This is a genomic window from Streptomyces sp. NPDC048442, from assembly GCF_040651475.1.
GTDB lineage: Bacteria > Actinomycetota > Actinomycetes > Streptomycetales > Streptomycetaceae > Streptomyces.
In genome coordinates this window covers 229,235-244,601 of record NZ_JBEZKB010000004.1, presented here as the reverse complement: position 1 = coordinate 244,601, position 15,367 = coordinate 229,235, and the positions used below count along the sequence as shown (strand labels likewise).

The following is a 15,367-nucleotide window of genomic DNA, read 5'->3' as shown; positions in this document are numbered from 1 at the left end:
AGGATGTGCCGATGACCTACGAAGTAGCAGATGTGGTGCCCGCCGGACGGATGCGGGACATGGAGCGGCCGGTGCTGTCCCTCCCGCGCGGGCTGGAACTGCGGCCGTGGCGGCCGGCGGACGCCCCGAAATTCGTCGAGGCGAGTCAGGATCTGGACATCCAGCACTGGAACCGTCCGGGGCTGGTGACCGTTGAAGAGGCAGAGCGTCGGATCGAACGGTGGGCGGGCCGGTGGCGGAGCGAGCGGTCGGCGATCTTCGCGATCGCGGAGCCCGGGGGAATCGCGGAGCCCGGGGGAGGGGAGGTGGTCGGAGCGGCAGGGGTGGCGGACATCGTGCTGGCACAGGGCCACGGCGAGATCCTCTACTGGCTGCTGCCCGCCGGACGGGGCAAGGGCGTGGCCGTCGAGGCGGCGATACGGCTGACCCGCTGGGCCATCGACGACCTGGGCCTGCACCGGGTGCAGCTGACCCACTCCACGGCCAACCGGGCGTCCTGCCGCGTTGCCGAGAAGGCCGGATTCACGTACGAAGGGACCATGCGCAGCGCCCTGCTGCACGACGACGGCTGGCACGACGAGCATCTGCACGCACGGGTGCAGGGTGACCCCTGGCCGGCGGAGTAGGGGCGACTTCGGGCAGAAGGTGGCAGGCTTGATCTGTCACAGGTGGTGAGCCGGACCGGCACCGAAGGGAGCTCAACCATGGCCAGTGAGCCGTTGTCGCAGAAGGAGATCGAGGACCGACTGCGCGAACTACCCGGCTGGTCGCTGGAGGAGGACCGGATCGCCCGCACCTACCGGCTCGGAACGCACTTCGCGGCGGCCGCGATGGTCGTCCATGTGGCGGGAATCCAGGACGAGTTGGACCACCACGCGGACCTCGTGCTCAGCTATCACACCGTCGCGCTGTCCGTGAACACACACAGCGCGGGCGGCGCGGTCACCGACCTGGACTTCGAGCTGGCCCGCCGGGTCGAGGACATCGCACCGGGCCACGGCGCGAGCTGACCCTTCTGGCGTACGGGGCAGAGCGCCTGCGATACGGAAAAGGGTCACACCAACCCGCTCCCGCTCCCGCTCTCGCCCCCGCCCCGCGCGCCGAAGCCGGGGCGGGGGCCGTCCGCCAGCCACCGCGTGTAGCTCGCGCTGCGGGCGACCGCCTCCGCGTAGGCGGTGCCCGTGTACCCGGAGACCGCCGGCGCCGCGTCGGCCGCGGGGGCGCCCGGGTGCCAGCCCAGTAAATGCCGCCAGGCCAGCGGCGCCCCGGCCAGCGGCCTGGTCACTATCCCGCCAGCGGGCGGGAACGTGGCCCGGCACAGGCCCACCGCCCGGCCCACCTGCACCAGATGCACGCACGACGCGGTGTCCGTCTCGTACACCTGCATCGGAGCGAACCCGGCCCGCGCGCACGCCGCGGTGAAACAGTCCGCGAAGCAGCCCTCGCCCGGCACGTCGGTCCAGCACTCCGCGGACAGTCGTGACAGCTCCAACTCCCGCTCCCCGGCCAGCGGATGGCTCTCGGGAAGCATCACGAACACCGGGTCGACGCCCACTACTTCCCAGCTCAGCCGGTCCGTCGCAGGAGGTCGGCTCTCGCCGCAGGTGCCGATCAGGGCGAAGTCGAGGCGTCCCTCGACCAGCATGGTGCTGATCTCGCCGACCGACCAGGTCGTGTACGTCGTGACCGGTACGGAGGGCCGTGCCGTGGCCAGCTGGTCCACCAGGCCGCCGAGCAGCGGGCCGTGTGTCGCGCCGAGCCGGAAGCGGTCCAGATTCGCCCAGGAATTGGCGAAGCGGACCGCGTCCTCCTGGAGCTCCTGGACCGCCGGAAGCAGTATCCGGGCCCGGTTCAGGACCAGTTCCCCGAGCGGGGTCGGCCTGGACCCCGTGTGATCGCGGTCGAACAGCGGCCCGCCCAGGGCCCGTTCGATCCGCCGCAGCTGAGTGCTGAGCGCGGGCTGCGCAAGCCCGAGCGCGGCTGCGGCCTTGGTGAGACTCCCGGCATCGGCAATGGCTCGTACGGTCCGCAGGTGGCGCAACTCCAGCTCCATACCGGCAAGTTATGGGGCGCGGATACCCCCGGCAATACGCATGCGAAAGTTGTGTCGTACGGGCTGCCGATCGTGGGACGTAGAGTCGGCTGCATGTTGCTCGATTATGACGCCGAGGCCGCGGTCTACGACAGGACGAGGGGCGGCGAGCCCCGCGCGGAGGCCGCCGCCGAGGCCGTGCTCGGCCTGCTGCCCGCCGGGACCCGCACCCTGCTGGACATCGGCTGCGGCACCGGCATCGTCACGGCCCGCCTGGTCACCGCCCGCCCGGGGCTCCGGGTGCGGGGTGCGGACGCGGCGCACGGAATGCTGTGCAAGGCCGCCGGCCGGCTCGGCCCGGACTCCGTCGTTCTCGCCGACGCGGGCCGACTTCCGTTCGTGGACGGGGCGTTCGACGCGGTGAGCGCGGTGTGGCTGCTGCACCTGGTGGACGAGGCGACCGCGCGCCGCACCGTCGCGGAGGCGGCGCGGCTGCTGCGCCCCGGCGGGGTGTTCGTCACGACGGTGGACAAGGACGCGGCGCACGACGTGGGCAGCGACATCGACGCGGTGCTCGCTCCGTGGCGCGACGACTCGGCGGCCTCCGACCGGTCGGACCGTATCGCGGCGTATGCAGGGGAGTGCGGACTGGAACTGTCCGGGGAAGCACGCTTCACCGGGCACGGGCAGGGCCGGACCCCGCGGCGAGCGGCGGAGGTACTGCTCGGGGGGAAGTTCGCGTCGTGGTTCCGTGCGGGATGGGACGTGGGGGAGAGGGTGGCGGAGGAACTGCGGGCGTTGCCGGAGGCGGAGCGGAGGCGGCAGGACCCGGAGTACCGGGTCAAGGGCTTCCGCAAGACAGTCCCTGCCCCCTGACCCGCGCGGGGAGCGCGACCTCGCGCAGCGCCCCCGCCCGCACCAAGGCCCTGTCGGTGCTCTGTCGTGCGGCGGTCCCCGCCTGCACCAAGGCCCTGTCGGTGCTCTGTCGTGCGTCGGTCCCCGCCCGTACCAAGCCCCGTCGGTGCCCCGTCGTACGGCGGTCCCCGTCCGTACCAAGCCCTATCAGTGCCCCGTCGTGCGGAGCCCCCCGGCCCGTACCAAGCCCCGTCGGTGCCCCGTCGTACGGCGGTCCCCGCCCGCACCAGGGCCCCGTCAGTGCTCTGTCGTGCGGCGCCCCCGCCCGCGCCAAGGCCCTGTCAGTGCTCTGTCGTGCGGCGCCCCCTGCCCGTACCAGAGCCCCGTGAGGGCTCCGTCGTGCGGCGCCCCCGCCCGCACCAGGCCCCCCTGTCAGTGCCCCGTCGTGCAGTGCCCCCGCCCCCGCCCAGACCCCCTCAGTGCCCCCAGGCCCCCTCCGCGAACCCCCGGAAGTCCCGGGCCTCCCGCCCCAGCACCCTGCGCACCGTGTCCGTCGTCGACGCGTTGTGGCCGTCCAGCAGTGTGCCGAACAGTCCCGCCAGCCATTTTGCCTCCGGTGCCGGCAGGCCGTACTGCTGGAGCGCCGCGGCGTACTCCGCCACCGACACCGGCACGTACCGCACCTCCCGCCCCGCCGCGCGGCCGATCTCGGCCGCCACCTCCGCGAAGGTGAGCAGGCGGGGGCCGGTCACCTCGTAGACCCGGCCCGCGTGACCGCTCTCCGTCAGGGCTGCCACGATCACGTCCGCCAGGTCGTCCGCGTCCACCCACGGCTCCGCGGTCTCCCCGCCGGGGAAGGCGATCTCGCCGGCCGCCACGCCCTCGGCCATCGCGCCCTCGCTGAAGTTCTGGGCGAAGAACGCGGCCCGTACGACGGTGAGTTCACCCTCGCCCCACGCCCCTCGCAGCGCTTCCTCCGCCACGGCCGCATCCGGTTCGCCGCGTCCCGACAGCAGGACCAGGCGCCGTACCCCCTGTTCCTTCGCCGCCCGGCCGAACGCGCCCATCGCGTCCACCGCGCCCGGCGCCGCCAGGTCCGGGTAGTACGCGACGTACGCCGCTTCCACACCTGCCAGCGCGGGCCCCCAACTCCTCTCGTCCTCCCAGTCGAACCGCACCTGACCCTTGCGTGATCCGGCCCGCACGCCGATGCCGCGCGCCGCCAGCCGTTCCGCCACCCGGCGACCGGTCTTGCCCGAGGCCGCCGTCACCAACACCGTGTTCACGTTCTCGTTCGTTGTCATGACTCAAGGTTCGTCCCGGAGGGCTGGACGGGCCATGCTGCACAGGCTCACTTCCATACGTATGCGTCCAACTTCCCTTTCCCCGGCTAGAGTTACGGACATGGACGCACTCGCCGGTCTCCTCGACGGGCCGCGTGCCCGCGGGGCCTTCCTGCTGCGGGCCGTGATGGACCCGCCCTGGTCGATACGCATCGAGGACGAGGCCCTGCTCACCCTCATGTGCATGACCCGCTCGACCGCATGGGTCATGCCGGACTCGGGCGACCCCGTACTGCTGCGTCCGGGCGACATCGCCATCGCGCGCGGCCCCGACCCGTACACCTGCGCCGACACCCCGGTCAGTGCGGTACGGGCGAGGATCGGGCCCGGCGGAGTGTGCAGTTCCGAGCACGGGGTCCCGCTCGCCGAGTCGATGCAGCTGGGCGTGCGGACCTGGGGCGACCGGGCGGACGGCGAATCGGTGATGCTCATCGGCACCTACCAGCTGGACGGGGAGGTCGGCCGGCGGCTCCTCGACGCGCTGCCTGCGCTGTCGTACCTCCCGAGCGAGGTCTGGAACTGCCCGCTGCTGCCCGTTCTGGAGGACGAGATCAGCCGGGACGACCCCGGGCAGAGCGTCTACCTCGACCGGCTGCTCGATCTGCTGCTGATCGCCTCGCTGCGGGCCTGGTTCTCCCGGCCGGACGCAGAGGCGCCCGCCTGGTACCGGGCGATGGGTGATCCGGTGGTCGGCCGGGCGCTGCGGCTGATGCAGAACGAGCCCGCCCGTCCCTGGACGGTGGCCTCGCTCGCCACCGAGGCCGGGGTGTCGCGGGCCGGGCTCGCCCGCCGGTTCACCGAGCTGGTGGGCGAGCCGCCGATGGCGTACCTCACCGGGTGGCGGCTGACGCTGGCCGCCGATCTGCTGCGGGCGACGGACGCGACAGTGGAGTCGGTCGCCCGGAAGGTGGGCTACAGCGGTTCGTTCGCGCTGAGCGCCGCTTTCAAACGGGTGCGCGGCGTCAGCCCGCAGGAGCACCGCAGGGCGGCTGCGGGCTGACGCCGGTCGTGCGCCGACAGCGTTACGGCTTGGGGAGCCCGCAGCCGGGACGAGTCAGGTCGATCTTGCTGCCCGCCACGATGCACGGGACCATGTTGTACGTCTGCTGGCCGTAGTTGATGCCCTGGCGCACCGTCACCTTGCCGGCCTCGTCAACCTCGCAGGGGTTGTTGTCGGTGCAGCTCTGGCCGTCTTCGTTGCCGGTGTTGTTCACCGCGACGACCTTGCCCGAGCTGGTGTCGAGCACGGGGGAGCCGGAGGTGCCGCCGATGGTCTGGCAGGCGGAGGTGTAGCGCACAGAGTCCTTCCAGGTCCAGGAACCCTCCTTGAGACGGTACGCGAACCCGTCGACGTTGCAGCTGTACGTCTTCTTCCAGTAGCCGGAGACCACCTTGATCGCCTTGCCCTGTGCGGGGCGTGTGGCGTCCAGCTCCAGTGCCTTGATGCCGTACTGGCTCTCTATCTGGCCGTAGGTGCTGGTGAGTTGGTACAGCGAGACGTCCGTGTCGGTCATCGTGCCGTACGCGATCTTGCTGGCCCGCAGCGTGGCGACCTTCTGGGCCGCGCCGTTGAGCAGCGAGAAGGTGCGGGACGACGCCCGGTTCACGACGACCTGTCCGGGGGCGGGGAAGCCGGTCTCCAGGCAGTGCCCGTTGGACATCACCAGGGCCGGGTCGTTCGGCTGTGAGGCGGCTGTGCGCACGACCGAACCGGAACAGTTGCTGAGTGCGACCGTTCCGGCGAAGTCAACCGCCTTGACCTTGAGGCTCGTTGAGGCCTTGGAGGCCGATGTTGTACTGGTCGGCGCCGCGTCCTGGCCGGTGGCCGCGAACGCGGGTGACGCGCCTGCCCCGATGAGCAGGGTGGCGAGGAAAGCGCCGACGAGAGGCTTCTTCATGTGGGGTCCCCTCAGTGCCTTATGTGACCGGGGCTGGGAGGCCCCGGTTTGTCATGGGCATTGTTCGGGGATTCGTCCCACCGGACAAGAGGGCGCCTGTGAGGCTGCTGTGCGCATTGCAGCACAGGGGGACACATAATCGCCCCAGGCCGCAATGCGCCCCCGGTGACTAGGACTTGCCGGCGGGCCGCGGAAGGCGGCAGCCCCGGCGGTCCAGGTCCACCCTGCTGTTCCAGGAGATGCAGCGCGCGATGCCGTACGTCTGCTGGGCGTAGTTGATGTAGTGACGCACCGTCACCTTGCCGTGCCTGTCCACTTCGCAGGGGTTGTCGAGGGTGCAGCGCTCACCGTCGTTGTTGCCGGTGTTGTTGATCGCGAGAACCTTGCCGGTGCGGTTGTCGATCACCGGCGAGCCGGAGGTGCCGCCGATGGTCTGGCAGTCGGCGGTGTACCGAAGGGAGTCCTTCCAGGTCCAGTCGGCCTCCTTCAGCCGGTACGCGAAGCCGTCGACCTTGCAGCCGTACGTCTTCTTCCAGTACCCGGAGACGACCGTGATGGCCCGGCCCTGCCTCGGGTGCTCGGTGTTCAGCTCCAGGGCCTTGATCCCGTACTGCTTCTTGATCTGCGCGTACGTGCTGGTCAGCTGGTACAGGGAGATGTCCGTGTCGGTCATCGTCGCGTACGCCAGCTTGCTCGCGGTCAGTGCGGCGACCTGCTCCGCCTTCGCGTTCAGCAGGCCGAAGGTCCGCTTCGACGGCAGGTCGACGACGACCTCACCGGGGCCCGGCATGTCCTGCTCGGTGATGCAGTGACCGTTGGACAGGAGCAGCGCCGGGTCGTTCGGCCGCGACTGCGGCATGCGCACCACGAAGCCCGAACAGTTGTCGAGTGCGACCGTCCCGGCGAAGTCGACCGGCTTGGGCTTCGACCGGTGAGCGGCTGCCGCGGTGCTCGGTGTGGACTGCGCGGACTTCGCGGTGGTGGCCGCGGTGTCCTGGCTCGTGGCCGCGATCGCGGGTGCCGCGCCGGCGCCGAGGAGCGTCAGCGCGAGCAGTGCACCGAGGTATGGCTTTCGCATGCGGGGGTCCCCCTCCAGTGACGAATGTCAGGGGCATTCTTGGAGGGGGAGGTGCGGCGGGCAAGGGTTTGGGGTGAGTCGGGGAGATCATGTGACTGTCAAGTGGCGTTCCTGGGCGGTCAGTTGGCCGAAACCGGCTCCAACTGCCACCACTGGAAGGGAGAGTCGGTGTCCTCCCACTGCTGCACCCGCGCACCGTCGGCCGTACTGCGGTCCGCGACCTCCAGCAGCAGTCCGCTGATGTAGCTCACCAGGCTCACCCGGCCCGGCGCGTCCGGGTGCCGCTCGACGATCCACTCCTGGGCGCCGAAGTTGTTGGCCGTCCACTGCTGGATGCGCACGCCGTTCTCGACCTTGGCGCCCGCGACGTCCAGGCGCTTGCCGCTGGCGGCGCTGACGACGTGGTGCAGCCCGCTGCCCTCGTGCACCGGGGTCAGCACCCAGTGCTGGGCGGCGGCCCCGCTGTCCTTGCCCTGCTGGACGGGGGCGCCACTGCCCTTCGCGCCGTCGCGCACTTCGAGAAGCAGCCCGCTGCCGACGTTGCGCAGCAGATACGTGCCCGAGGGGGCGGCGTGCGTCATGAACGGTCCTCCACGGAGGGGGTATTGAGGACCGCGTCCAGCAGCCCGGGGAAGCGTGTGTCGAGATCCGTGCGCCGCAACTCGATCGCCTTGTAGCGGCCGACCTTGTGCTCCCGGGTCACCCCGGACTCGCGCAGTACCCGCCAGTGGTGGGTGGCGGTCGCCTTGGTCACCTCCAGCGACAGGCTGCCGCAGGTGCGCTCGCCCTCGGACGCGGCGAGCTCGCGCACGATGCCGAGCCGCACGGGGTTGCCGAGCGCGGCGAGGACGTCCTCCAAGAGGAGCTGATCACGGTCGGGGTGGTGCATGGCCATGCCGCGAGTGTACGACGACCTTCGTACGGTGATATGCCGCCTCGACGGTTCGATCGTACGGTAAATCGCGTACAGCCGTACTTTCGACGCCGACGGAGGCGGGCCACGCGGCGCCGCGTGCATCAACGGCGAGTCCACCCGCATCGACGGCGGCGCGGGCCGGTCGCTCTGAGGTTCGAACCGGGTGGCAGGATGGATTCATGACGTCTGTAGAGGTAGGTACCGCTTACGGAGTTGTGCGGGGCCGGGTCGAGCAGGAGCTCGCGGTCTTCCGGGGAATTCCCTTCGCCCAGCCGCCCGTTGGTGAACTCCGCTTCGCGGCGCCCGTTGTGCCGGATGCGTGGGACGGGGTACGGGACGCCGACGCGTTCGGCCCGCCGCCGCCCCAGTCGGGGCCGGCTCTGGTGCCCTCGGCGGCGACCGGGGACGACTGGCTCACCCTCAACGTGTGGTCCCCGCAGCACCGTTCGGAGGGCGAGGCGCTTCCTGTTCTGGTGTGGTTCCAGGGCGGGGCGTACATCTCCGGGGCGTCGAGTGACCCGATGTACGACGGTGCGCAGCTCGCCCGACAGGGCGTGGTCCTTGTGACCTTCAACTACCGGGTGGGTGCTGAGGGTTGGGCCCGTATCGAGGGTGCGCCCGACAACCGGGGGCTGCTCGACCAGCTGACCGCCCTGGAGTGGGTGCGGGACAACATCGGTTCCTTCGGCGGTGATCCGGCGCGCGTCACCGTCTGCGGCGAGTCCGCCGGTGCGGGTTCCATCGCCACGCTGCTCACCGTGGAGCGTGCGGCCGGACTCTTCCGGCGGGCCGTCGCCCAGTCGGTCCCCGGTATGTACTGCACACCGGAGTTCGCCTCCGACTTCACCGCAGCCCTGACCGACCGGCTCGGGGTGGCCCCGACGGTGGCCGGGCTCGGGGCGGTCGCGCCGGAGCGGCTGGCCGAGGAGATCGGCGGCTTCCTGCGGGAGATGCCCGCGCACGGCGACCGGTGGGGGAGGGCGGGCCACCTGGCCGCGCCCTTCTCGCCCGTGCTGGACGGGGAATTGGTTCCGGAAACCCCTTGGCAGGCGTTGCGCGACGGGCGGGCGAACGGGGTCGAGCTGCTGACCGGGCACACCCAGGACGAGTTCCGGTTGTTCCTGGCGATGATGGGGTCGCCCGAGTTCTCCGAAGCGGCGGCGGACATTGCCCTGCGGCGCTTCGCCCCGACGGCCAAGGGGGGCGAGGACTTCGACGGCCCGGCGGCCTACCGGGCCGCCTTCCCCGGCGCCACTCCCGGCGAACTCTTCGAGACCGTCCAGTCGGACGTCCTCTTCCGGATGCCCACGGCCCGGCTCGCCGAGGCGAACGCGGCTGCGGGCGGGACCACGTACCTCTTCGAACTGACGTGGCCCGCCCCGGGGATGGGTGGCGCACTCGGCGCCTGCCACAGCCTGGACGTGCCGCTGCTCTTCGGTACGTTCGACAGCCCGAGCGGCCGGATGGTCCTGGGGGAGAATCCCGGGGACGAGGCGCGGGCGCTCTCGGCGGAGATCCGGGACGCGTGGGTGGCCTTCGTGAAGGACGCGGACCCGGGCTGGGCGCCGTACGACGCGGAAGGCCGCAGGGCGCGGGTGTTCGACGGGAAGGGGAGCGCGGCGGCGGTGCCGTACCCGGAGGAGGCCTCGCGGAGGATCTGGGCCGGCGCGGACATCGAGCCGTTCGACCTCCCGGAGAAATGAGTGAGCGGGCCGCCGCCCCGCACTGGACGGCGGCCCGCTCACCTGCGGCAGCGGAGCATTACGCGCCGAAGACCGCCGGGTCGAGGCCCAGGCGCCTGCCCTCGTCCAGCGCGGCGAACGCCGCCATGTCGTCGGCGTCCAGCTCGAAGTCGAAGACGTCGAAGTTCTCCGCGATCCGCGAAGGCGTCACGGACTTGGGGATCACCACATTGCCCAGCTGGAGGTGCCAGCGCAGCACTGCCTGGGCCGGGGTCCTGCCGTGCTTGCGGGCGACGGCCACGACCGTCGGGACCTCCAGCAGGCCCTTGCCCTGGCCGAGCGGCGACCAGGCTTCGGTCGCGATGGAGTGCTCCGCGTGGAACGCGCGCAGCTCGCCCTGCTGGAGCTGCGGGTGCAGCTCGATCTGGTTGACCGCCGGGACGACCGAGGTCTCGGAGAGCAGCGTCTTCAGGTGCTCCGGAAGGAAGTTGGAGACGCCGATCGCCTTGGCGCGGCCGTCGCCGAGGATCTTCTCGAAGGCCTTGAACGAGTCCACGAAGGTGCCCTGGCCGGCCACCGGCCAGTGGATCAGGTACAGGTCGACGTAGTCCAGGCCCAGCTTGCCGAGCGACTCGTCGAAGGCACGCAGGGTGGAGTCGTACCCCTGCTTGTCGTTCCACAGCTTGGTGGTGACGAACAGTTCGTCACGGGCGATTCCGGAGGAGGCGAGCGCGCGGCCCGTGCCCTCCTCGTTGCGGTAGACCGCAGCGGTGTCGATGCTCCGGTAGCCGACTTCCAGAGCCGTGCTCACCGCTGCCGTGGCCTCGTCGTCCGGCACCTGCCAGACGCCGAATCCGAGCTGCGGCATTTCGACGCCGTTGTTGAGGGTCAGGGAGGGGGCCTTGCTCACGAGGAAACGGTCCTTAGGTCGTCGGGGGTTTCTCTGTGCTTAACGATCATCGCCGGACGCGCATTCCCGGATACGGCGATTTCCTGTCTCCAAGTAGCTTTTCACAAGATTTACGTAGATCATCCGCATATGACTGCCGACCGCACCTTTGACGAGCTCATCGACGAGGCCGATTCGGTGTCCGTCGACGGCTGGGACTTCTCCTGGCTGGACGGCCGGGCCACTGAGCAGCGGCCCTCCTGGAAGTACCAGCGGCTGATGAGCGAGCGGCTCGCCACCGCGTCCGCCGCGCTCGACGTCCAAACCGGTGGCGGCGAAGTGCTCGCGGGCGCACCGAAGTTGCCCCCCGTGATGGTCGCCACCGAATCCTGGCCGCCGAACGTCGCCAAGGCGACACGGCTGCTGCACCCCCTGGGCGCCGTCGTCGTCGCCGACGCGGACGAGCCGCCCCTGCCGTTCGCCGACGGCGCCTTCGACCTGGCCACCAGCCGGCATCCGGTGAAGGCGTGGTGGGCGGAGATCGCGCGCGTGCTCGCGCCGGGCGGCACGTACTTCTCCCAGCACGTGGGCCCGGCCAGCGTCTTCGAGGTCGTCGAGTACTTCCTCGGCCCGCAGCCCGAAGCACGGCTGGGGCGCCGCCCGGAGACGGCGCGAGAGGAGGCCGAGGCGGCCGGTCTGGACGTCGTCGACCTGCGGGCGGAGTCGCTGCGGACCGAATTCTTCGACATCGGGGCGGTTGTCTACTTCCTGCGGAAGGTGATCTGGATGGTGCCCGGCTTCACGGTCGACAAGTACCGGGACCGGCTGCGCGAGATGGACGAGCAGATCCGGCGGGACGGCTCGTTCGTGGCGCACACGGCACGCTTCCTCATCGAGGCGCGCAAGCCTCTTTGAGGGGTGCGGGGTAAGGAGCGGTGTCCAGGATGCCGCTCCTTACCGCTCCTTACCCCGCCCTTGTCAGGCGAGCGAGACGAGCCCCAGGTAGTCCGGGCTCCAGAAGTCCTCGGTCCCGTCGGGCAGCACGAGCACCCGGTCCGGGCGCAGGGCCTCGATCGCGCCCTCGTCGTGCGTGACCATCACGATCGCCCCCGGGTACGCGCCGACCGCGGCCAGCACCTCGCCGCGCGAGGCCGGGTCGAGGTTGTTGGTCGGCTCGTCGAGCAGCAGGACGTTCGCCCCGGAGTGCACGAGGCCCGCCAGCGCGAGGCGGGTCTTCTCGCCGCCCGACAGCACCCCGGCGGGCTTGTCCGCGTCGTCCCCCGTGAACAGGAACGCCCCCAGCACCCGCCGGGCCTCGCCCTCGTCGAGGTGCGGGGCCGCCGACGCCAGGTTCTCCCGTACGGTACGGGCCGCCTCCAGCGTGTCGTGCTCCTGCGCGAAATAGCCGAGGCGCAGACCGTGCCCGTGCACGACGCGCCCCGAGTCGGGCTCCTCGCGGCCGGCGAGGGTGCGCAGCAGGGTCGTCTTGCCCGCCCCGTTGAGGCCGAGGACGACGAGCCTGCTGCCCCGGTCCACGGCCAGGTCGACACCGCGCAGGACCCGCTGCTTGCCGTGGATCCCGTACGACTTCGTCAGACTGATCGCGCCGAGGGGCGTCCGCCCGCACGGTGCGGGCTCCGGCAGCCGGATCCGCGCGACCTTGTCCTTGCGGCGTACGGGCGCCAGGTCGGTCAGTATGCGGTCGGCGCGCCGGGCCATGTTCTTCGCGGCGACGGCGGTGGCGACGTTGGCCCGCATCCGGTCCGCCTGGGTGTGCAGCGCGGCCGCCTTCCGCTCGGCGGCGGCCCGCTCCCGGGTGCGCCGCCGCTCGTCCGCCTCGCGCTGGGCGAGGTGGGCGTGCCAGCCGGTGTTGTAGACGTCCAGGGCGGTACGGGCCGGGTCGAGGTGGAAGACCCGGTTGACGGTGTCGGCGAGCAGGCGGGTGTCGTGGCTGATGACGACGAGACCGCCCCGGTGGGCGAGCAGGAAGGCGCGCAGCCAGGTGACCGCGTCGGCGTCGAGGTGGTTGGTCGGCTCGTCGAGCAGCAGCGTGCCGTGGTCGGCGAAGAGGATCCGGGCCAGCTCGACGCGCCGTTTCTGACCGCCGGAGAGATCGCCGACGGCACGGTCCATGAGGGGGGCGGGCAGGCCGACACCGGCGGCGACGCGGGCGGCCTCGGCCTCGGCGGCGTACCCGCCGCAGGACTGGAAGTGGGCCTCGGCGCGGGTGTACGCGGCCATGGCGCGGCGCTCGGCGGCGCCGGACGCGGCTTCGGCCATGGCGGATTCGGCAGCGCGCAGGGCGCGCACCGCACGGTCGAGACCGCGGGCGGAGAGAATCCGGTCGGTCACGGAGACCGCCGGGTCGGCGGCCCGGGAGTCCTGCGGAAGGTACCCGAGAGAGCCGGTGCGGGCGATCTCCCCGGCGGCGGGCGGGAGTTGCCCGGCGAGGGTGTTCAGCAGGGTGGTCTTGCCGGCGCCGTTACGGCCGACGAGGCCGATGCGGTCGCCGGGGGCGATGTGGAAGGAAACGCCGGACAGCAGGGATCGGACGCCGACACGAATGTCGGCACCGCGCACGGTGATCATGTAATTACGCTCCGGAACAGCAAGAGGACACACGGGTGACGTGGGTGTGGGTCCTCAGCTAGGAAACGCGGGGCGTAGACATGGGAGAGAGGGTAGGGGGCGGGGGCGGTTGCACGCGAGCGGATTTCGCGGGGCGGGGCGGATTTCGGGGGCCGGTGGTCGTCGTGCGGGTGCGTCGTGGCTGGTCGCGCAGTTCCCCGCGCCCCTAAATGCCTGCCCCTTACCTCCCCTAGCCCGCTGCGGAGCACGCGCCCGCGACCCGCCGCTCACCGATAGAGCGCGTTGACCTCCACCTCGTAAGCCTTCTCAATCGCCTTCCGCTTCAATTTCAGCGACGGAGTCAGCAGCCCCTGCTCCTCCGTGAACTGGTGGGCCAGGATCCGGAACGTCCGGATCGACTCGGCCTGCGAGACCAGCGTGTTCGCCGCCACCACCGACCGCCGGACCTCCATCTCCAGGTCCGGGTCCCGGACCAGGTCCTTCGGGGCCAGCGGCAGCTTGTTGTGCATCGACAGCCAGTGGTCGACCGCTTCCAGGTCGAGCGTGACCAGGGCCGCCACGTACGGCCTGTCGTTGCCGACGACGATGCACTGGGCGACCAGTGGATGCGCCCGCACCCGTTCCTCCAGGCCCGTCGGCGACACGCTCTTGCCGCCGGACGTCACCAGGATCTCCTTCTTCCGCCCGGTGATCGTGAGGTAGCCGTCCTCGTCGAGGGCCCCGATGTCACCGGTCGACAGCCACCCGTCGTGCAGGACGGCCCTGCTCGCGACCGGGTCGTTGAGGTAGCCCATGAAGACGTGGCCGCCGTGCAGCCAGACCTCGCCGTCGTCCGCGATGTGCACCGTCGTACCGGGCAGCGGGAGGCCGACCGTCCCGAAGCGGGTGCGCTCCGGCGGGTTGGCGGTCGCCGCCGCCGTCGACTCCGTCAGCCCGTAACCCTCATAGATGGTGACGCCCGCGCCCGCGAAGAACAGTCCGAGCCGCCGCTCCATCGCCGAGCCGCCCGACATCGCGTGCCGCACGCGCCCGCCCATCGCGTCGCGCACCTTGCCGTACACCAGCTTCTCGTACAGCTGGTGCTGCATCCTCAAAGAGGCGGAGGGGCCGGGGCCGGTACCGAACGCCTTGTGCTCGACCGCCTCCGCGTACCGGACCGCGAGTTCCACTGCCTTGTCGAAGGGGCCGGCTTTTCCGGCCGCCTCCGCCTTCCGCCTGGCCGCGTGGTAGACCTTCTCGAAGATGTACGGGACGGCCAGGATGAAGGTGGGCCGGAAGGCCGCCAGGTCGGGTATCAACTCCCCCGCGGACATGGCCGGCTGGTGCCCCAGCTTCACCTTGCCGCGCACCGCCGCCACCTCCACCATCCGCCCGAAGACGTGCGCGAGGGGGAGGAAGAGCAGCGTGGAGGCCTCGTCGCCGGGGGAGGACCGGAAGACCGGCTCCCAGCGGGCTATCACGGTGTCCGTCTCGGTCATGAAGTTCGCGTGCGTGAGGACGCAGCCCTTGGGGCGCCCCGTGGTGCCGGACGTGTAGATGACGGTGGCGACCGAGTCGGGCGTGACCGCGCGGCGGTGCCGGTGCACCACCTCGTCGTCCACCTGGGCGCCGGACGCGACGAGTTCGCCCACCGCGTCCGCGTCCAGCTGCCACAGCCGCTGCAGCCGCGGCAGCCGGTCGATCACGGAGGCCACCGTCATCGCGTGGTCCTCGTGCTCGACGAGGCACGCCACCGCCTCCGCGTCGTGCAGCGTCCAGAAGACCTGCTCGGTGGACGCGGTCGGGTAGACCGGTACGGGCTGCGCGCCGACCGCCCAGAGCGCGAAGTCGAAGAGCGTCCACTCGTAGCGCGTACGGGACATGATCGCGACGCGGTCGCCGAACCGCACGCCCTGCGCGAGCAGCCCCTTCGCGAGCGCCAGTACGTCGTCACGGAAGGCGGCGGCGGTCACGTCCTGCCAGTGGCCGTCCGCGGACTTGCGGCCCAGCGCGACCCGGTGCGGGTCCTCCTCGGCGTGACTGAACACGACGTCCGCCAGTCCGCCGACCTGAGGAGACGCAGCCATGGGTGGGACAGTGAACTCG

The 15,367-nt window shown here is 71.1% G+C and carries 15 protein-coding genes; 6 read left to right on the top strand and 9 right to left on the bottom strand.

Annotated elements, in window-relative coordinates; translation table 11 throughout:
- Positions 1–11 precede the first annotated feature (11 nt).
- Complete coding sequence (locus AB0D18_RS08850) at positions 12–626, top strand: GNAT family N-acetyltransferase (RefSeq protein WP_362414432.1); 615 nt, start codon at positions 12–14, stop codon at positions 624–626.
- 78 nt (positions 627–704) lie between these two features.
- On the top strand, positions 705–1,010 hold the full coding sequence (locus AB0D18_RS08845) for a 4a-hydroxytetrahydrobiopterin dehydratase (protein ID WP_362414430.1): 306 nt from the start codon (positions 705–707) through the stop codon (positions 1,008–1,010).
- A 44-nt stretch (positions 1,011–1,054) separates the two neighbouring features.
- Here AB0D18_RS08845 and AB0D18_RS08840 read toward each other — a convergent pair whose 3' ends face one another.
- Positions 1,055–2,053: a LysR family transcriptional regulator gene (locus tag AB0D18_RS08840; protein ID WP_362414428.1), complete on the bottom strand. Its 999-nt coding sequence runs from the start codon at positions 2,051–2,053 to the stop codon at positions 1,055–1,057.
- 96 nt (positions 2,054–2,149) lie between these two features.
- On the opposite strand from AB0D18_RS08840, the gene AB0D18_RS08835 reads away from it, so the two are divergent.
- Positions 2,150–2,908 (top strand): methyltransferase domain-containing protein, encoded by a 759-nt coding sequence (locus tag AB0D18_RS08835; RefSeq protein WP_362414723.1) that lies wholly within the window; start codon positions 2,150–2,152, stop codon positions 2,906–2,908.
- A gap of 455 nt (positions 2,909–3,363) precedes the next feature.
- Here the strand turns inward: AB0D18_RS08835 and AB0D18_RS08830 are convergent, their stop codons facing one another.
- Positions 3,364–4,191, bottom strand: coding sequence for an NmrA family transcriptional regulator (locus AB0D18_RS08830; RefSeq protein ID WP_362414426.1), 828 nt, complete (start codon positions 4,189–4,191; stop codon positions 3,364–3,366).
- 100 nt (positions 4,192–4,291) lie between these two features.
- On the opposite strand from AB0D18_RS08830, the gene AB0D18_RS08825 reads away from it, so the two are divergent.
- Positions 4,292–5,230, top strand: coding sequence for an AraC family transcriptional regulator (locus AB0D18_RS08825; protein WP_362414424.1), 939 nt, complete (start codon positions 4,292–4,294; stop codon positions 5,228–5,230).
- Between the two features lie 22 nt (positions 5,231–5,252).
- On the opposite strand, the gene AB0D18_RS08820 is transcribed toward AB0D18_RS08825, so the two are convergent.
- The 4 genes from AB0D18_RS08820 to AB0D18_RS08805 all read right to left on the bottom strand — a co-directional run bounded on the left by AB0D18_RS08820 (position 5,253) and on the right by AB0D18_RS08805 (position 8,101).
- The gene (locus AB0D18_RS08820) at positions 5,253–6,128 is read right to left on the bottom strand and encodes a serine protease (RefSeq protein ID WP_362414422.1); all 876 of its coding nucleotides are present in this window, start codon (positions 6,126–6,128) and stop codon (positions 5,253–5,255) included.
- 169 nt (positions 6,129–6,297) lie between these two features.
- Positions 6,298–7,206: a serine protease gene (locus AB0D18_RS08815; protein ID WP_362414420.1), complete on the bottom strand. Its 909-nt coding sequence runs from the start codon at positions 7,204–7,206 to the stop codon at positions 6,298–6,300.
- A 119-nt stretch (positions 7,207–7,325) separates the two neighbouring features.
- The gene (locus tag AB0D18_RS08810; RefSeq protein ID WP_362414418.1) at positions 7,326–7,787 is read right to left on the bottom strand and encodes an RICIN domain-containing protein; all 462 of its coding nucleotides are present in this window, start codon (positions 7,785–7,787) and stop codon (positions 7,326–7,328) included.
- Positions 7,784–8,101 (bottom strand): helix-turn-helix domain-containing protein, encoded by a 318-nt coding sequence (locus tag AB0D18_RS08805; RefSeq protein ID WP_362414416.1) that lies wholly within the window; start codon positions 8,099–8,101, stop codon positions 7,784–7,786. The genes AB0D18_RS08810 and AB0D18_RS08805 overlap by 4 nt, the downstream gene beginning before the upstream one ends.
- 200 nt (positions 8,102–8,301) lie before the next feature.
- Between AB0D18_RS08805 and AB0D18_RS08800 the strand changes: the two genes are divergently transcribed.
- Positions 8,302–9,825 carry a carboxylesterase family protein gene (locus AB0D18_RS08800; protein WP_362414415.1) on the top strand — a complete coding sequence of 508 codons (1,524 nt, stop codon included), beginning with the start codon at positions 8,302–8,304 and terminating at the stop codon, positions 9,823–9,825.
- A gap of 58 nt (positions 9,826–9,883) precedes the next feature.
- Here the strand turns inward: AB0D18_RS08800 and AB0D18_RS08795 are convergent, their stop codons facing one another.
- Entirely contained in the window at positions 9,884–10,714 is an 831-nt protein-coding gene (locus AB0D18_RS08795) for an aldo/keto reductase (protein ID WP_362414414.1), read from the bottom strand.
- 129 nt (positions 10,715–10,843) lie between these two features.
- Here AB0D18_RS08795 and AB0D18_RS08790 point away from each other — a divergent pair, with 129 nt between their 5' ends.
- A complete protein-coding gene (locus tag AB0D18_RS08790; RefSeq protein ID WP_362414412.1) occupies positions 10,844–11,608 on the top strand; it encodes a class I SAM-dependent methyltransferase in 765 nt (254 codons plus the stop codon).
- Between the two features lie 63 nt (positions 11,609–11,671).
- Here AB0D18_RS08790 and AB0D18_RS08785 read toward each other — a convergent pair whose 3' ends face one another.
- A complete protein-coding gene (locus tag AB0D18_RS08785) occupies positions 11,672–13,282 on the bottom strand; it encodes an ABC-F family ATP-binding cassette domain-containing protein (protein ID WP_362414411.1) in 1,611 nt (536 codons plus the stop codon).
- A 266-nt stretch (positions 13,283–13,548) separates the two neighbouring features.
- Complete coding sequence (locus AB0D18_RS08780; RefSeq protein ID WP_362414409.1) at positions 13,549–15,348, bottom strand: long-chain fatty acid--CoA ligase; 1,800 nt, start codon at positions 15,346–15,348, stop codon at positions 13,549–13,551.
- Between the last annotated feature and the right edge of the window lie 19 nt (positions 15,349–15,367).